Annotated in this window: 14 protein-coding genes and 12 tRNA genes; all 26 read right to left on the minus strand. The window is 39.4% G+C overall.

Translation table 11 applies throughout. The annotated features are described in order from the left end of the window. Positions 1-63 precede the first annotated feature (63 nt). The gene (locus ESA94_RS07595; protein ID WP_129130297.1) at positions 64-1,482 is read right to left on the minus strand and encodes an APC family permease; all 1,419 of its coding nucleotides are present in this window, start codon (positions 1,480-1,482) and stop codon (positions 64-66) included. Between the two features lie 51 nt (positions 1,483-1,533). Continuing rightward, positions 1,534-4,800 (minus strand): TonB-dependent receptor plug domain-containing protein, encoded by a 3,267-nt coding sequence (locus ESA94_RS07600; RefSeq protein ID WP_129130298.1) that lies wholly within the window; start codon positions 4,798-4,800, stop codon positions 1,534-1,536. Between the two features lie 116 nt (positions 4,801-4,916). Next, entirely contained in the window at positions 4,917-5,609 is a 693-nt protein-coding gene (locus ESA94_RS07610) for an aspartate/glutamate racemase family protein (RefSeq protein ID WP_129130300.1), read from the minus strand. A gap of 95 nt (positions 5,610-5,704) precedes the next feature. Next, positions 5,705-6,313: a hypothetical protein gene (locus ESA94_RS07615; protein WP_129130301.1), complete on the minus strand. Its 609-nt coding sequence runs from the start codon at positions 6,311-6,313 to the stop codon at positions 5,705-5,707. A 132-nt stretch (positions 6,314-6,445) separates the two neighbouring features. Next, positions 6,446-7,891: an RtcB family protein gene (locus ESA94_RS07620; RefSeq protein WP_129130302.1), complete on the minus strand. Its 1,446-nt coding sequence runs from the start codon at positions 7,889-7,891 to the stop codon at positions 6,446-6,448. Between the two features lie 12 nt (positions 7,892-7,903). Further along, a complete protein-coding gene (locus ESA94_RS07625) occupies positions 7,904-8,260 on the minus strand; it encodes a hypothetical protein (RefSeq protein ID WP_129130303.1) in 357 nt (118 codons plus the stop codon). A gap of 122 nt (positions 8,261-8,382) precedes the next feature. After that, a complete protein-coding gene (locus ESA94_RS07630) occupies positions 8,383-9,480 on the minus strand; it encodes a slipin family protein (protein ID WP_129130304.1) in 1,098 nt (365 codons plus the stop codon). A 707-nt stretch (positions 9,481-10,187) separates the two neighbouring features. Next, entirely contained in the window at positions 10,188-11,264 is a 1,077-nt protein-coding gene (locus ESA94_RS07635; RefSeq protein WP_129130305.1) for an AAA family ATPase, read from the minus strand. Between the two features lie 109 nt (positions 11,265-11,373). Beyond that, positions 11,374-11,856 (minus strand): ribonuclease H-like YkuK family protein, encoded by a 483-nt coding sequence (locus ESA94_RS07640; RefSeq protein WP_129130306.1) that lies wholly within the window; start codon positions 11,854-11,856, stop codon positions 11,374-11,376. A 294-nt stretch (positions 11,857-12,150) separates the two neighbouring features. Then, positions 12,151-12,237 (minus strand) — tRNA-Ser (locus ESA94_RS07650). Between the two features lie 96 nt (positions 12,238-12,333). Next, positions 12,334-12,417 (minus strand) — tRNA-Ser (locus ESA94_RS21395). Positions 12,418-12,512: 95 nt separating this feature from the next. Continuing rightward, positions 12,513-12,584 (minus strand) — tRNA-Asn (locus ESA94_RS07655). Positions 12,585-12,588: 4 nt separating this feature from the next. Beyond that, positions 12,589-12,662, minus strand: a tRNA-Lys gene (locus tag ESA94_RS07660). A 6-nt stretch (positions 12,663-12,668) separates the two neighbouring features. After that, positions 12,669-12,740: transfer RNA gene (locus ESA94_RS07665), tRNA-Val, on the minus strand. Between the two features lie 7 nt (positions 12,741-12,747). Further along, a tRNA-Ile gene (locus ESA94_RS07670) sits at positions 12,748-12,822 on the minus strand. 8 nt (positions 12,823-12,830) lie between these two features. Further along, positions 12,831-12,903, minus strand: a tRNA-Ile gene (locus ESA94_RS07675). Positions 12,904-12,910: 7 nt separating this feature from the next. Further along, positions 12,911-12,982 (minus strand) — tRNA-Met (locus ESA94_RS07680). 8 nt (positions 12,983-12,990) lie between these two features. Next, positions 12,991-13,063, minus strand: a tRNA-Arg gene (locus ESA94_RS07685). Positions 13,064-13,211: 148 nt separating this feature from the next. Further along, positions 13,212-13,284: transfer RNA gene (locus tag ESA94_RS07690), tRNA-His, on the minus strand. Between the two features lie 5 nt (positions 13,285-13,289). Beyond that, a tRNA-Gln gene (locus ESA94_RS21400) sits at positions 13,290-13,362 on the minus strand. A 5-nt stretch (positions 13,363-13,367) separates the two neighbouring features. Next, positions 13,368-13,440: transfer RNA gene (locus ESA94_RS07695), tRNA-Pro, on the minus strand. Between the two features lie 87 nt (positions 13,441-13,527). Continuing rightward, a complete protein-coding gene (locus ESA94_RS21750) occupies positions 13,528-13,656 on the minus strand; it encodes a hypothetical protein (protein WP_262708025.1) in 129 nt (42 codons plus the stop codon). 608 nt (positions 13,657-14,264) lie between these two features. Beyond that, a complete protein-coding gene (gene purU / locus ESA94_RS07700) occupies positions 14,265-15,095 on the minus strand; it encodes a formyltetrahydrofolate deformylase (protein ID WP_205755937.1) in 831 nt (276 codons plus the stop codon). A gap of 179 nt (positions 15,096-15,274) precedes the next feature. Then, entirely contained in the window at positions 15,275-15,682 is a 408-nt protein-coding gene (locus ESA94_RS07705; RefSeq protein ID WP_129130308.1) for a Dabb family protein, read from the minus strand. Positions 15,683-15,687: 5 nt separating this feature from the next. Next, positions 15,688-16,419 (minus strand): DUF5131 family protein, encoded by a 732-nt coding sequence (locus tag ESA94_RS07710; RefSeq protein WP_129130309.1) that lies wholly within the window; start codon positions 16,417-16,419, stop codon positions 15,688-15,690. Between the two features lies 1 nt (position 16,420). Beyond that, positions 16,421-17,509: a three-Cys-motif partner protein TcmP gene (gene tcmP, locus ESA94_RS07715; protein WP_129130310.1), complete on the minus strand. Its 1,089-nt coding sequence runs from the start codon at positions 17,507-17,509 to the stop codon at positions 16,421-16,423. Positions 17,510-17,524: the final 15 nt, after the last annotated feature.

A 17,524-nucleotide genomic window follows, 5' to 3' on the forward strand; every position in this document is an offset into this window, starting at 1 on the left:
GCGGTGGCAATCTTACCATACTGAATGACTGTTAGGGGTGGGTTTACATTGCAATTGGTGCAACTATTTGCTATTCCTTTTTTTCGACAACCAATAAACAGGAATACCAATTGCCACAATCATCAACCCAAATAATGAATTAATAACAGGTGTAACATTGTTGATATAATTCATAACATCGTTGTACACTGTGCTGATTAAAAAGAAAACAGTAAACAAGACAAACAAGGCCGGCACAAACGGATAACCCCATACTTTGTAAGGACGTTCAAATTCTTTCATTTTTTGTCGGAGAATAAACACACCAAACGCACTCATGCCATAAAACAACCAGCTTACAAAAATGAGCATGTCAGTCAACATATCAAACGAGCCGCTGAAGATGAGCAGAATTGTCCACACAGCATTATACAGTAAAGCATTGGCAGGCGTTTGAAATTTGGGATGTACTTTCTGTGCAGCTTTAAACCATTTGCTTTCTTCGCCCATTACAAATGTTACACGAGCTGTTGCCAATACATTGGAATTGGTTGTACCTAATGTAGATGCTACTACTAACAAAACAATAAGTGCGGCACCGGTAGTTCCCCAAATAGCAGAAGCTGCATCGGCAGCAATAAAACCGGAGGCTGCTATTTTATCTGCAGGCAACACATAAATAAATGCAAGGTTGATGAGCACATAGGTGATGATACAGACAGTTAGTCCCAGCAATAAACTTTTAGGAATAATCGTTTGCGGCTGTTTTATCTCACCTGCAATAAATGTAATGTTGTTCCAGCCATCGTAAGCCCAGAAAGCTCCGGCAGTTGCAGCCATAAAGGCCGTTACAAATGCCAAACCTGTTGGCGCACCGGGCAATGTTGCAAACAAATGTTGCGGTTCAATTTTGCCCGATGTAAATACACCCAGCACCAATAAAAAAATGGCAACAATTTTTAATGCGGTCAATAAGCGCTGAATGCCTGCACCCAGTTTTACGCTCCGCATATTGATGATTGTAAATACACAAATAAGCAATACGGTTAACAGCTTTACACCAATGTTATGCAGGGGAAAAATTGTTCCAATGAAAGGAATGTGAAATTTTACACTTAACTCTGTTTGCAGATCAACACGTGGCAGATGCAAAAAATAATCGGCATAGGTGCTGCATACATAAGCAATAGATGCGTTGCCCGCCGTATTAAAAACAGCAAAGGCCGACCATCCGTATAAAAATGCAAAGGCATTGCCATACATTTTCTGAAAGAACACATACTGTCCGCCTGTTTCGGGAAGCATGGTTGCCACTTCGGCATTGGTTAATGCACCGCACAACACAATGAGCCCAGCAACGATCCACACAATAAGCAATAACAACGGAGAGCCCAGCTGTGCCATCATTACAGCAGGTTTCATAAAAATACCGGAGCCGATTACGCCGCCAACTACTATGGCTATAACAGAGAAGAGCGTAAGTGTTCGCTGGAGTTGGGGCATTGATGTGCTGTTGCATTAAAGATAAGCGTTAATGCAACAGCTCCACTTTTATCAATACTTAATTTCCGCTATTTCAATTTCACCATACTGGTTATCCATGGCAATGGTTTCAATTTGTATTGATTGATCGGGTTTGCCAAAATTGCGGAACACACACAGGCGGATATAGTTGGGTATTTTTGTGTAATAACTCCAGCTACCGTAATAGTTAACTGTTAATTTATATTTTCCACTTACTGCATTTTTAGTGCTGTACATTTCAATACCATAATTATAATAATTCCAGGTTTCAATATTCTGTTCAGTTGTAATAAAGCCGCCTGTCTTTGATGGATTTCCTGCAATGACCATTGATTGAATGCCCGGCTCGTTCACTTGTAAATGCAACCTGTCTCTGTTATTACCTTCGGCAACAATCATTAAATCAACCGGCAGCGGTTTTATGAGCGAAGTATTCAGCTTCGATACATCTACTACTTGTTTCTGTATTTCTATCATCGCATTGAAATCATTTAACAGAACTGCTTTCATTCCTGCCATTCGGTTTTCATCTGCACCAAAATTGATGAACAATGCCTTGTGTAATAAATCAACTGCCTGCTGATATTTTTGCTGCTGATAATACACCCATGCAAGATCACGATACAAATACAATTCTGTTGGCTGATCTGCTATAAGATCGCTCAGCAATTCTTCGGCTTGTGCAAATTGTTTCCAGCGTTCAAGAATCATAGCTGCAGTGCGTTGCATATAAAACTGCGATGGGGCCAGTTCCATTGCCTGCATCAATGCAGCAAAACCGGCTGCATGTAAACCACAGGCATAAAAATGTTCGGCCATATCCACATGAAAGGTTACTGAATTACTGTAACGCAATTTCAACTCATTGTACTTCGCCACTTTTTCTGTGCGTTCGGTATCTTTCATCTCCAGTATATAATCTACATCTTCCTGCTCACTCAACTTATATTTTCTGTTGTAGGAATAGTTGTTAGAATAATTCTTCCCTTTTTTCATTTGAATAGAAATGGCGCCATTTGCTGCCCGTGATCCATACAGCGCTGCAGCACTTGCATCCTTTAAAACGGTAATCGATTCAATATCGTTTACATTTAAAATCTGATTGATGCTTTCTGCTATAACAGGTACGCCATCGATGATGTATAATGGTTGAGCAGAAACGCCAAACGATGATGCGCCACGGATACGGATATCAGGTGCTGCATCCGGAGCACTTCCATTGTTCATTACCTGTAAACCCGGAACTCTTCCTGCAAGTGCATCACCAATATTGGTATAGCCCTGAAATAGGTCTTGCTGATTTATAACAGTAACTGAACCGGTAAGACTACGCTTACGTGCAGAGCCATAGCCAACAACAACTACTTCATCCAACGAATTACTTGAGCTGATAGAAACACCTGCTACTCTTCCCTGCAATGCCTGTTCAACATTTGCGCTAGTTGTTGGCAGGATATTAATATCTGTTTGCGATGGAACAGTTATCTCTTCTTTTTTCTCAGGCCTGTAAAACAACCATGGTGCATTTGCATCCCATTTTTTAATACGTTGATTATAGACTGCAACCGCAGCTGACAAATCTGCTTCTGCTGATTTGTTTTCCATTACTCTTCTTTGCTGACGTGTATCTCTTTTTACATAGTTCAACCTGCGGCATTCTTCTTCCAGATCTTTCGACGGTGTAATGTTGTATTGTATATAATCTTCCACACGTTCAAAAACAATAAATGCCGAATGCGTTGTTACTACCCGTTCGTCCAAACCAAAATCCAGTATATCATTCCAGTTATGGCTTTCATTTATTTTCCGGTAACGCATCAGCATATGCAATCTGTCGATACCAACAGCGGTTGTTGTTTGTGCAGTTGCAAGCAACACACGTTCTGTATTGGTGATCGATTCGTTGTTGCCATAGTAAAACAGCAACGTATCTGTTGTGCTGTGCATGGAGCCATAAATCAGTAGCGGACGATCAAGCTTTTCGGGCAATACTGATTCAATGATTGTTTTACCACTTGCAGATTCTACACGCAGAAGCATACGTTCTGCCTGCGATGCCTGCTCAATTGCAACATCGGTTGGCAACTTTCTTAAATCGATAAGTACACCACCAGCGCCGGTAATTTTTTTCAGCTGTTGTAAATCGTTTTTTTGTGCTGAATGAATGGCATACACCAATACCCGGCCGCTCTTTGGTTTAGCTGTTCCATAACTGTTATATCCATCGGAGAATAACAACACAGCATCCGATTGTACCGTTGAAAAATTAAGGCTGCCATAACCCGTTGCCCCCTCGTACGAAAGATCTGTCAAATACCTGTCGAGCTGTTGCAGTTGCCTGGGCTGGGCTGTGAGCACAAGTGTATCAAACGGCTTTTGCCGAAAGGGAATAATCGTTACCTTTTTTACCCGGTGATAAGCAAGGTACTGTTTCAAAAAACTGATTTCCTTTTGCAGGTCCCTTTCAGCCGAAGAAGCAGATGCATCCCAAAACACCGTTACGTTTTTTGGATCAATTGAATAAAACTGTTTGAATTCCTTTTTTAATTCAACTGCAAACCGGTGTTTGTTGTTGGCCGACTGTACAAGTACCTGTTCAGTTTGTTTTTGTGGCAGAACAATTTCAAGTGATTTATTTAAAACAAAAAAACTGCGGTTTGCTTTTCCAACAAAACCATTATGACTTGTTGTAAAAGGAACTTCCAATAACGTCAGCGCCCGTGAAAATGGTTTTTCTGTTTGGTTATACGCTTCAAACCGAAATGAAAAATCGGCAACTGTATCATTGTTACTAAAGGGCAGCATATATGTTTTCACTTTCGCATCGTAAGGCAATACTTCGTGCAACGTAAAACACACCTTCCTTGTTTTTTTTGCAGGCACGGGATAAATACGCAGACTGTAATTGTTATCATAATCTTTTGTTAGTAAAGCCGGGTCGATCCGCTTGCCTACTACACGATTATACGCATTGGTCGCTTTCCATTTTTCCTCAATTGAACCTTCCCGGTATTTCCCGTTCAAATCAAGTTGAAAATCGGTGATAACCTGTCCGTTTCGTAATTTAAACCTGTACAAACCTTCTATTTCAACTTCCTGGTTATTGTAAAATTCCATTTCAACAAATGTTACAGCCGTAATACCATCTGTTTGTACAGCAATAGAACAACGTTGTATCATCATTTTACCATCAAACACTCGTGGCTGTGCCGATGGCCGTATGGGCAAAGAAGGTTTAACCTGGGCAGTTACGAACAAACATGTGCTGAGTAAAAATGCAGTAAAGAACAATCGCATAAGACAGGGTTTGCCTCATGGATGCAGCAAAAAAACGGATTGCATAAAATTTTTTTAAAAAATTTCCGCTTTTGATTTTTAATGACGAAAAATGCAAATGTGCTTTATTTCATCGATTAACTGCTCAAAGCAAAATTTACTGCTGCAGTTGCATGAATAACAGTTGTATCAAAAACCGGAATGGGACTGTCTTCTTGTTTAATAAGGATAGGAATTTCTGTGCAGCCTAAGATCACTCCTTCAGCACCATCGTTTTTGAGTTGGTTGATGATTTGAATGAATCCTTCTTTACGCTCAGCCAGAAAAACACCTTTGCCCATTTCATCGTAAATAGCACTGTTGATGTATTCAATATCGGCTTCATCGGGAATGATGGTGTCGATTCCCTGTGCTGCTAATTTATTTTTATAGAATGGCAATTGCATAGTGTACTTCGTTCCAAGCAATGCTACTTTTTTGAGATTCTGTTTTGAAATCTGTTTGCCTGTTTCTTCTGCTACATGAATTAACGGAATGCTGATAGATGCCTGCACTTTATCGGCAATGTTGTGCATGGTATTAGCACCGATGAGAATGCAATCTGCTCCTGCATCCTGTAATCGTTTTGCTTCTTTACGCATCAGGTTTGCTAAGCCATCCCAATCATCTGCAAGTGTTAATGATTTGATCTCATCAAAATCTACCGAACTCATAAGGATCTTTGCAGAGCTTACTCCACCCAATTGTTCATTTACTTTTTGATTGAGCAATCGATAATAATCCATTGTTGAAAGCCAGGAGATGCCACCGATGAGTCCGATTGTTTTCATTTGATGAAGATAAAATAAAAAACTCCTGCTATGATCTGCAACCTGTTTTTACCTATGAATTTATTGCAGATCAAGAGCATCTGGAAGCAGTATGATTAAATCTGAGGTGTTCTGTTTCCTGTTTTTATTTTCCAGTATTCGATGTAGTAACAGATTTGTGTATCGTTCATTTCCAGGCATTCGTTGAGTTTTATTCTTATCTCATGTATTGTGTTTGTAAGTTGATCGTAGTGAAAGAAGAGTAATTCACTTGTAACTGAATCGCCTGAATGATCTTCTTCCACATAACTGGCCATTAAATTGTTCCATTCAATTTCATATCCAACTTTTTTAAACCAAATACTTTGAGAAGTAATAATTAGTCTGGGTTTTCGATCGTAAAGAGATGGTAGTTCGAGCAAGAGAAAAATCAACATCGCTACCAGCATGAAATAAGGCATTCCGGAATTATGCTGCCACGATTGATAATAGACGAAGAATATAAATAAAAGCAAAGCGGCGATTTTACTAATCGCCGCTTTGAAATTATACTTTACAATTTTTTCTTCTGAAGGTTCGGGGTAGTTATCGTATGTATTCCCGACTTCCCAAGTTGTTTTATACTTTTTACTTTGTGTTTGCCACCAACTTCGTGGCTCTTCTTTAAATCTTTCTTTGAGTGTTCGAAGCAGCTCAATTTGCTTTTTTTCTAGGGTTTCATTCATCTTACACAAAACTAAAAAGCCAATATTACCACAGTGTTAATTCTATAAAACAAAAACTCCTGCTGCATTTCTGCAACAGGAGTTGAAGTGAGTTCCAATTTATCAATTCTTCATTATCAACTATCCATTATCCTACTCTCCTTCCACTTCTCTACTCTTCTGCCAAGGCTTTATACTCGGTCCATCCATCTTTACAATTTTTGGCGTAAAGCTTCCCACTACATCCACCAACGATTGCTGACTTTGCATTACTACATTGATGTCTTTGTAAGCAAAAGGCGCTTCATCCAATCCGCCGCCAAGCAATTTCACGCCATATTTTTTCAATTCATCTTTCAATGCATTGTGGGTGATGCTTTGCATTGCTTTGGAACGACTCATTAAACGCCCTGCACCATGCGATGCTGAGTTAACCGATGCAGCTTCACCTTTTCCTTTTACGATATAACCGGTTGCAGTCATACTTCCCGGAATGATACCCAGTATATCTTTACCTGCAGGTGTTGCGCCTTTCCGATGAACGATCACATCCCTTCCCTCCCACTTTTCTTTCCATGCAAAGTTGTGATGGTTCTCCACCATCTTCATTGGTCTTCGTCCAAGTTGTTTGGCGATCTTGTTATGAATCACATGGTGACAGGCACTTGCATAATCACCTGCTAAGTTCATCGCCAACCAATACTCCATACCTTCTTCTTCATCTAAGTTTAACCAAGCAAGATTTTTTGCATCCTGTGGCAAACGTCTTTTGCTGATGGCGATTTTGGTATAGTAGTTGGCAATGTTTGCACCCAAGGCTCTTGAACCGGAGTGACTCAACAAACCAACATATTTGCCCGCCGCCACACCCAACACTTCATCTTTCTCTGCAACTTCCACCACACCAAACTCTACAAAGTGATTACCGCTTCCACTGCTTCCTAATTGTTTCCATGCACGACCGTGCAGATTTTTCAGCAACGGTAATTCAAAAAACAATTCGTTATCCATTACTTCATGGTCTTCGCTTTGTTTGAACTGTGCACCGCTTCCAAATAAAGTTGCTTCGCCCAGTTCTCTTGTGAAGAAACTTTCACGTTGCACTAATTCTTTTGGATCGATATCGTAAATGCTCAAACACATTCTGCAACCAATATCCACACCAACTCCGTAAGGAATGACAGCGTTCTCAGTTGCCAACACGCCACCGATAGGCAAACCATAACCATGATGTGCATCGGGCATTAACGCTCCTGCAACTGCAACAGGTAATTTTGCTGCGGTATACATCTGGTGCATGGCACTTTGTTCAATATGCTCGCTACCGAATACATTGAATTGTATTCCGTTTTGATTCAACGACAACTCACCTTCACTTTCTTTTTCTTCCGGCATCAATTGCTTTGCGATCAATGCCAGCACGGCATCATCTAAATAATTTGCAGGCGATGCCAGCACTGCTTTCAACAATTCCATTACTTCCTCCTTTGCAGTATGCTTGTACTGCTTTTGCATAATATTCATAGCGATGCTGATGACCGGTCCTTCCGGGTAGCCAATCGCTCTTAATTCTTTTCCTGATATTTTTAACTTGCTCATTGTTTTTAGTTTTTAGTGCCAGTCGTGAAAACAAAATCTGCATTGACGTGCTTCAGGTGTCCTTGCAATTTTTCTACAACGGGGACACAAATTCAATTCCAATTCATTCTTATGTTCATTCCATATTCGTGTAACTACCTTCTCTTTAAATGCATCATAGCCCCCGCTTACTAAATCTTTGATTTCAGGATTGTCTAAAACATTTTCTTCTTTCATGAAGAATTTATACATTTTTACATTGGCTCCGTCCATTGATTTTGCCAATGCATGTAAATGCAAATGGGCTTTCTTTTCATATTCACCAAAATACTTTCCACAATAATTAAAGATATACTCCTTTAATTCCGGATATAATTCAATACTATTCATGATAACCTGTTTTGCATTTACAGAATAAAATTACCGAACGTACAAGTGTGCGACGCAACCGAAGTTCAATAGCAGCAGTGGCGGCGATAACAAAATAATCATCGCCTTCCACTACATACCATTTATTTCTGCGGCACAAAGATCTGTTTCAACTGTTCAATCAACACACCGTTGCCACTTACACTGATGTTGCTGATCTTGTCTGCGATCTTTTCTACATATTCCATTTCCTTCAGCTTCCACAACATTGCATTTTCTTCCATCAGCTTGGCAGTGTTCAGCAAGCTACGGGTGCTGGCAGTTTCTTCCCTACGCATAATGCTGTTGGCTTGCGCCTTTTTCTCAGCGATCAACACCTGGTTCATGATCTCTTTTACATCGCCCGGCAAAACAATATCACGGATGCCAAAACCTAACACTTCAATACCCAACGCTTCCGCTTTTTCTTTTACCTGTGTCAGCACAAAAGGAGCAACTGCTTCTTTTTTCTCCAGCAATTCATCGAAACCATAACCGGCAATGTATTCACGCAGGGCCAGTTGAAAAGCCACATACAATTGTTGATCGTAGGCTTTGTTTTGCAACAATGCTTTTTCAATATCGTCCACTTTGTATTGTGCCCATGCATTCAAACGCAAAGCTGCTTTATCTTTGGTAAGAATTTCCTGACCGTTGATCTCCAGTTGTTGCTTACGCATATCCACCTTACCAACATACACGGCAGTGCTGTTCTTCCACCAATAGTACACACCACTTTCCAGGGTTTGCATATACTTACCATCTACAAACAGCACAGCTTTTTCATAGCTTTCAACAGTGTAGCTACGCACATAGCTTGCCAGCAAACGATTTTGCAATACCACACGATCAATTTCTTTTTCAATGTTGATGCTGCCAATATCGGCACGAACAAAAGTATAGTTGATCACGCCTTTCCAGTAAGTATAACGACCGGCGGTTAATACCTGTTTCAGCAAACCGTTCTCGTATTGCAATACGATCTCGTTGTCTTTTACTTCAACTACTTCCAGCGCTTCTGCCAATTCAGTATCCTTCAACAGAATGTTCAATTCAATTGGTGCAACAAATGGTTTGGTAACATCGTACACATACACTTGTTTATTCCACAGCCAATAGGTTCCTTCTTTCAGCATTTTTTCATACACGCCATCTTTAAATACCAATGCCACTTGATAGGCATTTACTTTTACACGTTTCATTGTTTATTGTTTTGTTAGTGAGCTCTTACACCCACTACTTTTTTAAAAATATAAAGCCGGTTGTTTGATCATCCTATTTTTACGGAAGCGACCTGTTCATGCTGTAGTTGCAACCGGTTCATCAAACGCCTGTTGATGATGTTTGTATCATCAATTCTGAATGACGAAGCAATTGCTGTGATAGCAGTTTCATGTTCGCTTTCGGGTAAATACCTGATTGCAGTTTGTATGAACTTATCGCTAACGATTTATTCATTCTTACTGCCGGTCATTCACCCGGCTTTATTTGTCTGGTCAGCATTTGAGAAGTGCTGTACTTCATCCGCTACATTATCAGTGTAGTGCTCTAACCAACTGAGCTATTACACAATCCTCTCGGAGTGTAAACCGGATTCGAACCGGTGCTTTTCTGTTGCTTTACCCCTGAGCTATTCCGATGCCATCGGAAATGGGAATTGAACCCATGACACACAGTGTATGGAGGGAACTGCACATTGATGCAACAGCATACAGATAGCTACTGCGTCTGCACTGTTGTGCTTCTTTGAAACACAAGCCTGGTTTGCTGTCAACATACAAATACCCTTCTTGCCGTTAAGCAAGCTCTTATTGTCTGAACTGTGATTTTTGGGATGTATAGGATTTCTAAGATCATTCGCTTATTTCCCATTCATCTTAACAATCATTCTCATCCCAGTTCAGACAGTTTAATTCATTAATTCAGCCTGTCGTCTGAAACCGATCACTTCCATTTTTTCAACAGGTTGCGCCTTTTCGTTCGGGTTAGCAATTTCTGCAATGGTCATTGGTTGATCGATCAACTTATCGAAACCAAAATGATTTGATAAACGATTGGCTTTCTCCACACCCAATTTTCCAAACTCATACTTTGCGATCAACCTTCCTTTACGCATCAATGCACTATCCACCATCGTAAGCGAACTGTTGAAGGTGCAGATCAACTGCACATTCAGAAAGTCGGCCAGTAACCCATCTGAAATATTTAACAGGTTTGATACAGATGAACTGCTGCTGTACTTTCGGTCCATGATAATATTCTCTGCATCTTCAATGATCAATACCGTGTTGGGGTTATCGATCAGCAGTTCAATAAAATCAGGGTTCATCAGATTACCGGCAACCGAAGGCGACAGGAACAGCACACGTTTCTTGATTTTTCCAACCAGGTAACGCAGGTAAGTTGTTTTACCGGTGCCGGGCAAACCGTGCAGCAATACAATTCCTTTGTCATTCTTTTGGCTCAATCTTTTTCTGATCACTTCATCTACTTCCTTAAAATCATCTTCATAAAAAAGATTCAAGTCAAGCTTGGTGCGTTTGATCTCCATCGCTTTTAAACCGAGATGATTCCTCTCCTGCACGATCAGGTTTATTTCCAATGGTTGCCGACGTTGTCTTTCCTTAAACTGATTTACCATTATTGTGAGTTCCTGCACAAACGCTTCATTTGTTCCGTTGTGTAATACTTCGCAATAGTCATCGTCAAATTCAAGTATGCAATTGTTGGTTAAGATCACCACCGTTTTGTCGAACTGAAATTTCTTTTTCTTTTGCTTGTACCAGCGTGTCTGATGGATATCTTTTATCATTTCAGCATAACGCTCCTTAAATACTCCGAATGCTTTTTCGCCATCGATATAATTCATGAAATGAATACTCGGCAAGCTGTTGAAGCAATACAGGTATAAAATCTTTGTATCCAAAAAGTCGTTGCTAAACACATTGTTTGCACTGATCACTTTTTGATTAAATAAATTGTCCATTTTTTTAATTTTTAATTGTCTGAACCTGGATTTAAATGATTAACCCGATTCAATAGATTATTTATTAGTCATCTTCACAATCTGAAAATCTCTTAAATCATGGTTCAGACTATTGCACCACTTTATTTGCACAACTGGAGCTGGCGAAGGCCTGTGGTTTTGCTTTAAACGCAAAGCCCATTCCCATGATATAACCCATTGCTTCCTTCAACGCATCATTGCTTTTAAAAGAAGGGTTGGTGTTAATATCGGCATGTACTTCCATATCCACATTATACAGTGTAAACAACCGGCATAATTCATACGCCACATCAATACTCATCGCAACTTCCGTTAACATCCGTTGCTTGATGCTCATTTTTTGTTTTGTTGTTTCATTGTGGATGTACATGAACCCGCCTTTTCCTTTCCGGATGAAAACGATCACGGTTGCAAATTCAGTTTCCCTGCTCTTCACCTGGCTATCGGTACCAATGCACACTTTCAATTCGTGTTCCATTTCTTTTTCACGCACCAACACAGCCCTTACTTCATCTTCAATCGGCCGCTGAATCCGTTGCCCGTTTAATTTTCTCCATTGCCGCTGTTCCATTGTTTTACATTTTTAATTTTTGTTTTGCGACCAACAGAAGTATTTCATAGCATCTTCGTTGTGTCACTCACTTGTTTTGTTTGTTCATTGTTCATCTTTTAAAAGAATGTTTTACATTTTTAATTTTTCATTCTCCAATTCTCATTTCAAGTGGTGCCCCGTGGAATTGAACCACGATGTCCGGGATTTCACTCCGGTGCATATATCCATTCTGCCAAAGCACCAGTTTGTTTGCTACAGTTACTGACTGATATCTTATTTCCTCATCATCGAACTCAACTGTTTCAAACAATGCGGAGAGTAAAGGAGTCGAACCTTTGTATCGAATAAACGATAGCCCAAGCTTAGCAGGCTGGCACATTACCACTCTGTCAACTCTCCGTTTTACTTTTTGTTCCATGCTACAAAAACTCCGATCATCTTCGTTGCGTCGCACTCTTGTACTGCATATCGCAAATCATGTTTTCTAATACATAGCGGAGAGAAAGAGATTCGAACTCTTGAGGTTTTTACACCCAGTCTGTTTTCAAGACAGCATCCATGACCATCCGGACTCTCTCCATAAGTGTGAGTGGTAAGACTCGAACTTACTCAGCTATAAAAGCAGCGGTTTTACAGACCGCTACGACTCTCCAACTTCGTCGCACTCACAATTGAGGATGAAGAAAGATTCGAACTTTCAACCAACGGTCTAACAAACCGCCGCTCTGCCGTTGAGCTATTCATCCATTGTAGTCCCGGTGAGATTCGAACTCACAACCCTCCGGTTAAAAGCCGGATACATCTGCCAATTGAGCTACGAGACTTTTTTGTTGCGACTGAAAGATTCGAACTTTCAACTATCACCTTGTAACGATGATCTTCTCCCATTGAATTAAGTCGCATTGTTTGTGATGACTGAAAGACTTGAACTTTCAACCTTTACCGTATCAGGGTAACGCTCTCAACCAATTGAGCTAAGTCATCTTATTTTGTTGACCCAATCAGATTTGAACTGATAACCTTGAACGTATAAGGTTCCTGCTCTTACCATTGAGCTATGGGTCAATCATTGTTGCGGTTGCAGGATTCGAACCTGCAGCTAAGGCTTATGAGACCTTCGAGTTAACCGTTACTCTAAACCACAATCTATTGTTGACTTAACAAGAGTCGAACTTGTATCTCTGCGTTCGTAGCGCAGCATTCTCATCCATTGAACTATAAGTCAAATTTGTACGGCTTCCGGATTCGAACCGAATACAATCATCTGCTACTTGCCTCTCAGAAAGAGAGGGAGACGAACATGTTACCATTACACTCAGCCGTATTGATTTTAATTCTTTCTATTTTTTCATTTTAAATTTTTCATTTCCATTGGTTGACTCCGGGATTCGAACCCTGTTCTTCCGTTGCACAGACGGATGCTTTACCACATAAGCTAAAGCCAACATTTGCTATTGAGGATAGATTCGAACTATCATCATCAGTGTCAAAGACTGATATGCTAAACCATTACACCACTCAATATTTTGTATAGCAGGCAGGACTCGAACCTGCAGCCTCTCCGTTCCAGGCGGAGTATCCAACCAATTGGAATGCTGCTATATTTTTTGGAAAAGCACCCCTGCTGCATCTCTTACCGCTTGCATCGGTAAACAGGGGTTGCTTATTTCCTCCTCTGCACATAATCTTTTATCGTAACGGATGTGCCGCCGGGTGTAACACCTGCTCCTGCACATCGTTTTTTGCTTCTGTTTTTTCCTCCTTGCTTATCCATTCAATTAAAAAGCGGATAACTGTGATGATGAATAAAAATTTCATTTGCTCCTCCTTTCGTTTAGCGCCATAAAAAAACCCGGTCGTTATCTCGACCGGGTTCATCTTCTCCACTACATAACTGTTTATGTATAGATACGATCCGGTCGTTTCAGAATAAATTCATTACCATCACAAATGGGCATACTACTCCTGTTTGGTTGCAGTAACCAATGATGCATTATTGCCGAACATGCCTGCACTGAATTCATTCGTATGTACTGTCGTTTTGTTTTGTTCATTTACTCATTTCGGTTAAAGATGTTTTTCATTTCATAGCAACGGCCATTACAAACTGTATAAACAGTTCATCCATTCTTCATTGCAACTGCATGGAGATGTATATAAACAAAAAACCCCGCAATCTCTTGCGGGGCCTGTGTTATAGCGAATTCGTTTCTTCAACTTTATTCAACAGCAGTACTTGCCCCGCAAATAGTATAGTCTCCTTTGGGACTAAACCGATTCACTGTTTCAATATGTGATTGTATGCGTAGCATTTTTTGTTGTTTATAATTTTTGTGAGTGCAAAGATGAATTTATTTTTTTGATGTTACCAACTTTTTTGAAAAGAATTTTTAAAAATATTTTTTCAATGATGTTGCAAACAACAATCAATACTCAAACACGATGGTTTTGTTTTGATATACAAACACACGATCTTCAAACAATAATTTCAATGCTTTTGCCAGCACTGCTTTTTCAATTTCCTTTCCTGCTTTGATCATGTCTTCAATACCGAATGTATGATTCACCGGTATGCTTTGTTGTTCAATGATGGGGCCTTCATCCAGATCGTTTGTAACATAGTGTGCAGTGGCGCCAATCATTTTTACACCACGGCTATGTGCCTGCCTGTACGGACTTGCACCAATAAACGCCGGTAAAAAGGAATGATGAATGTTAATGATCTTTAATGCAAACTGTTGTACAAATGATGGTGAAAGTATTCGCATAAACTTGGCAAGAATGATGTAATCAAATGTATACGCATTGATCTGCTGCATCAACTCCTGTTCAAATGTTTCTTTGCTTTTGTTTTCATGACTGATGAAATGAAACGGCACATCAAACCGTTCGCAGATATTTTGCAGCACTGCATGATTACCAATAACAGCCTGTACTGTTGCGCCTAATGTGGAAAAATGATGACGAATTAAAATATCGCTGAGGCAGTGATATTCTTTTGTAACAAGTAGTACAATTTTCTTCTGCGGTTCGGGATTAATGCTGATGCTTGCATCGGCAGGCAATACGGCTTGTAGTTGTTGCTGCAGTTCTTGCACTTCTGTTTCCTGTGCACTTACAATGCGTGTAAAAAATACATTGGCCTGCACATCCACATGCTCACGCATGGAAACGATGTTGAGGTTGCGTGTTGCCAACACAGCACTGATTGCGGCCACAAGGCCCACCCTGTCTTTGCATTGAATAAGAAGTACCATCGCTGTATAAATTTACTTCTTAATTGGTACAACAGCGGTTAGTAACAGTGTAAAAAAGAAACGTCACTGCGAGTTTATAACTCCGATCGAAGCATCGGAGGAACGAAGCAGTCTTATTAAAAAGATTGCTTCACAAGTTCGCAATGACGATTACTATTTTTCATTTTAGCTACAAACAACTATACATCTACCGAATCATACACAATCACCTTGCTCCACAAATGCGAATAGTCTTCCACAAATTTTAAATGAACTGGATCTGTTTGATAGCTGGCCTGATCGGTGCCGTTAGCAAACTGCAGCATCCAGGAAACAGCATAGCCCCGTTCAATTACTTCACGATTTGTATCAGCCGGTTTGCCGATGTGAAAGTTTTGAATGGTTTTTACTTTCGACAGTTTGGTTAAGCCTTCCACCAGTTTGTCCCTGTCGGCTTTGCTGTCTGCATTTTTTAACCAGAAATACACATGATGAATGAATACGTTCTTCAGTTCTTTGTCCATTGGTTGTTGTTTGAACGAAGATAAGCCGGTAATTGCTGCGGCGGCAGCAGAGAGTTTTGCGATGAATGATTTTCTTGTTTGCATATTGATTAATGAATTACTTCTTCTAAATGTTCCATTACAGGCATTTCATCGTAAGTACGACCATTAAGTAATCTTCCAGTTTTCTTTTTATTTGTTCCACCCCATTGTTTAAAGAAGAACGCCACTTTTGCTTTTTCGCATTGCTGCTGAATATCCAAAACCCAATCAACATCCATTGGCCTTGGCTTACGTCCGCTCTCACCTCCAACAATTACCCAATCTATCTTTTTAAGATTGAGTTTGTTTAAAGGGCCTATTAAAGGTTCGCAGGACAGAAATTTTGTTCTTGCATTTGTTTTACGCAAATCGTCAATTCTGTGTTTTACTCTGTCATCTTCCACCGAAACACCCATCCAAATATTATGTGTCCATTTTAATTCTTTATGATACTTTAATAAAACATCTGAACGCTTTGTAAGAACCTGGAATGTATGCTGCGGGTTTTCATTCATAACAGTAAACACCTTCTTAATAAATTCAAGAGGAACATCCTTGTGAAAAAGATCGCTCATTGAATTAACAAAAACAATTTTCGGATGTTTCCACGAATAAGGTATTAATAACGCATCATCGTGAATCCTCAGTTTGAATCCATCTTTATACTTGTCGATTCCCATTGCCTGTAATCGATTCGCCATCACTTCTGCATAGCAATGTTTACAGCCAGCAGAAATTTTATTACAACCTGTAGTTGGGTTCCAAGTCATTTCTGTCCACTCTATTGAAGATTGAGCCATGTTATAGTAGTTTAATTAACGAGGGTTCTAATAGTTTATGAATTTTTGCACTGATTAACTTAAACCCTATTTCAATTTTCCTCAGTTGTATAAGTTCTCTAAAAATTGGGTTTGCATCTTTTAAAAGAAACCCTTCATTTAAGACCCAAAGATATACCTCTTTACCAGTCTTTAGGTCTCCTTCAAGTATTTTGCTTTTTAGCTTCTGTTCGAATAGATGACGCTTTGTTGGCTTATTAAATTCTTCAAACAACGAAGGCCTTGTTAAATCAATACCTTCATTGTCAATATCGAAATTGGCTTCACCTGTGAGCCTATCATGCTTCCAACAAACATGCAGAAATTTTTCAATCCCGAGAGTGTGATTAGTCCCAAATATCAACCCGTATATACCAGCAGGCTTTTTTATTGAGAATGGTGCTAAAAAATAATCTTTCCCTTTCGGAATCATTGATCTGTAATACTCAAGTACGACCTTGTGAATGTGATAATAACTTTTACCTTCCAAATCCTGCTTTGTAATTTTTAAATACTTTCTAAATTCGTCAAGCTCATTAAACCTTTTGATAAACGATGATGAAATAAAAAATAGAAAATCAGTTTGTTTGAGTTGAATTAATTTATTGAAAACAGATTCTGTAATTTGTTTAATACCATTTTGATCTAAAAAAAGAAAATTTGCCGTTTTTTTCATGCTTTCATAGTAGCTTTCGAAAATCTTATAAAAATCATCATTGTATAGCTCTAATTCATAAAGAGATGTATCGGCAATTGATTTCAAATTTGACACGAGTAGATCAAATTTTTGTTTTTCGTATTCGTTTACAACAACTTTAATTTTTACCCCACTTTTTAAGATCAGATCTCTATTTGCATTTAGAACTGAAATAATTCGCATGGGACTACCCAAAACTCCATTTACATCCTTTCCCTCTCCAGCGAACAAATCAAAAATTTGTATCTCTTTCCAAATCGGATCAGGCTTAGCAAGAAATACAGGAAGCCATTCTTTAAAATAATCTTCAAAAATTGTCAACTTATCAAGGGTGCCTTCGTCAAAAGGCTTATCAAAGATGTTTTTTGTGGCCATTTGGGTGTTTTATTT

This window comes from Lacibacter luteus, assembly GCF_004118265.1.
GTDB classification, from domain to species: Bacteria; Bacteroidota; Bacteroidia; order Chitinophagales; family Chitinophagaceae; genus Lacibacter; species Lacibacter luteus.

Bases quoted from the DNA above. Each gene is read 5' to 3' on its own strand.
- ESA94_RS07595 (WP_129130297.1), bottom strand. From the start codon at position 1,482: ATGCCCCAACTCCAGCGAACACTTACGCTCTTCTCTGTTATAGCCATA.
- ESA94_RS07600 (WP_129130298.1), bottom strand. From the start codon at position 4,800: ATGCGATTGTTCTTTACTGCATTTTTACTCAGCACATGTTTGTTCGTA.
- ESA94_RS07610 (WP_129130300.1), bottom strand. From the start codon at position 5,609: ATGAAAACAATCGGACTCATCGGTGGCATCTCCTGGCTTTCAACAATG.
- ESA94_RS07615 (WP_129130301.1), bottom strand. From the start codon at position 6,313: ATGAATGAAACCCTAGAAAAAAAGCAAATTGAGCTGCTTCGAACACTC.
- ESA94_RS07620 (WP_129130302.1), bottom strand. From the start codon at position 7,891: ATGAGCAAGTTAAAAATATCAGGAAAAGAATTAAGAGCGATTGGCTAC.
- ESA94_RS07625 (WP_129130303.1), bottom strand. From the start codon at position 8,260: ATGAATAGTATTGAATTATATCCGGAATTAAAGGAGTATATCTTTAAT.
- ESA94_RS07630 (WP_129130304.1), bottom strand. From the start codon at position 9,480: ATGAAACGTGTAAAAGTAAATGCCTATCAAGTGGCATTGGTATTTAAA.
- ESA94_RS07635 (WP_129130305.1), bottom strand. From the start codon at position 11,264: ATGGACAATTTATTTAATCAAAAAGTGATCAGTGCAAACAATGTGTTT.
- ESA94_RS07640 (WP_129130306.1), bottom strand. From the start codon at position 11,856: ATGGAACAGCGGCAATGGAGAAAATTAAACGGGCAACGGATTCAGCGG.
- ESA94_RS21750 (WP_262708025.1), bottom strand. From the start codon at position 13,656: ATGAAATTTTTATTCATCATCACAGTTATCCGCTTTTTAATTGAATGG.
- purU (WP_205755937.1), bottom strand. From the start codon at position 15,095: ATGGTACTTCTTATTCAATGCAAAGACAGGGTGGGCCTTGTGGCCGCA.
- ESA94_RS07705 (WP_129130308.1), bottom strand. From the start codon at position 15,682: ATGCAAACAAGAAAATCATTCATCGCAAAACTCTCTGCTGCCGCCGCA.
- ESA94_RS07710 (WP_129130309.1), bottom strand. From the start codon at position 16,419: ATGGCTCAATCTTCAATAGAGTGGACAGAAATGACTTGGAACCCAACT.
- tcmP (WP_129130310.1), bottom strand. From the start codon at position 17,509: ATGGCCACAAAAAACATCTTTGATAAGCCTTTTGACGAAGGCACCCTT.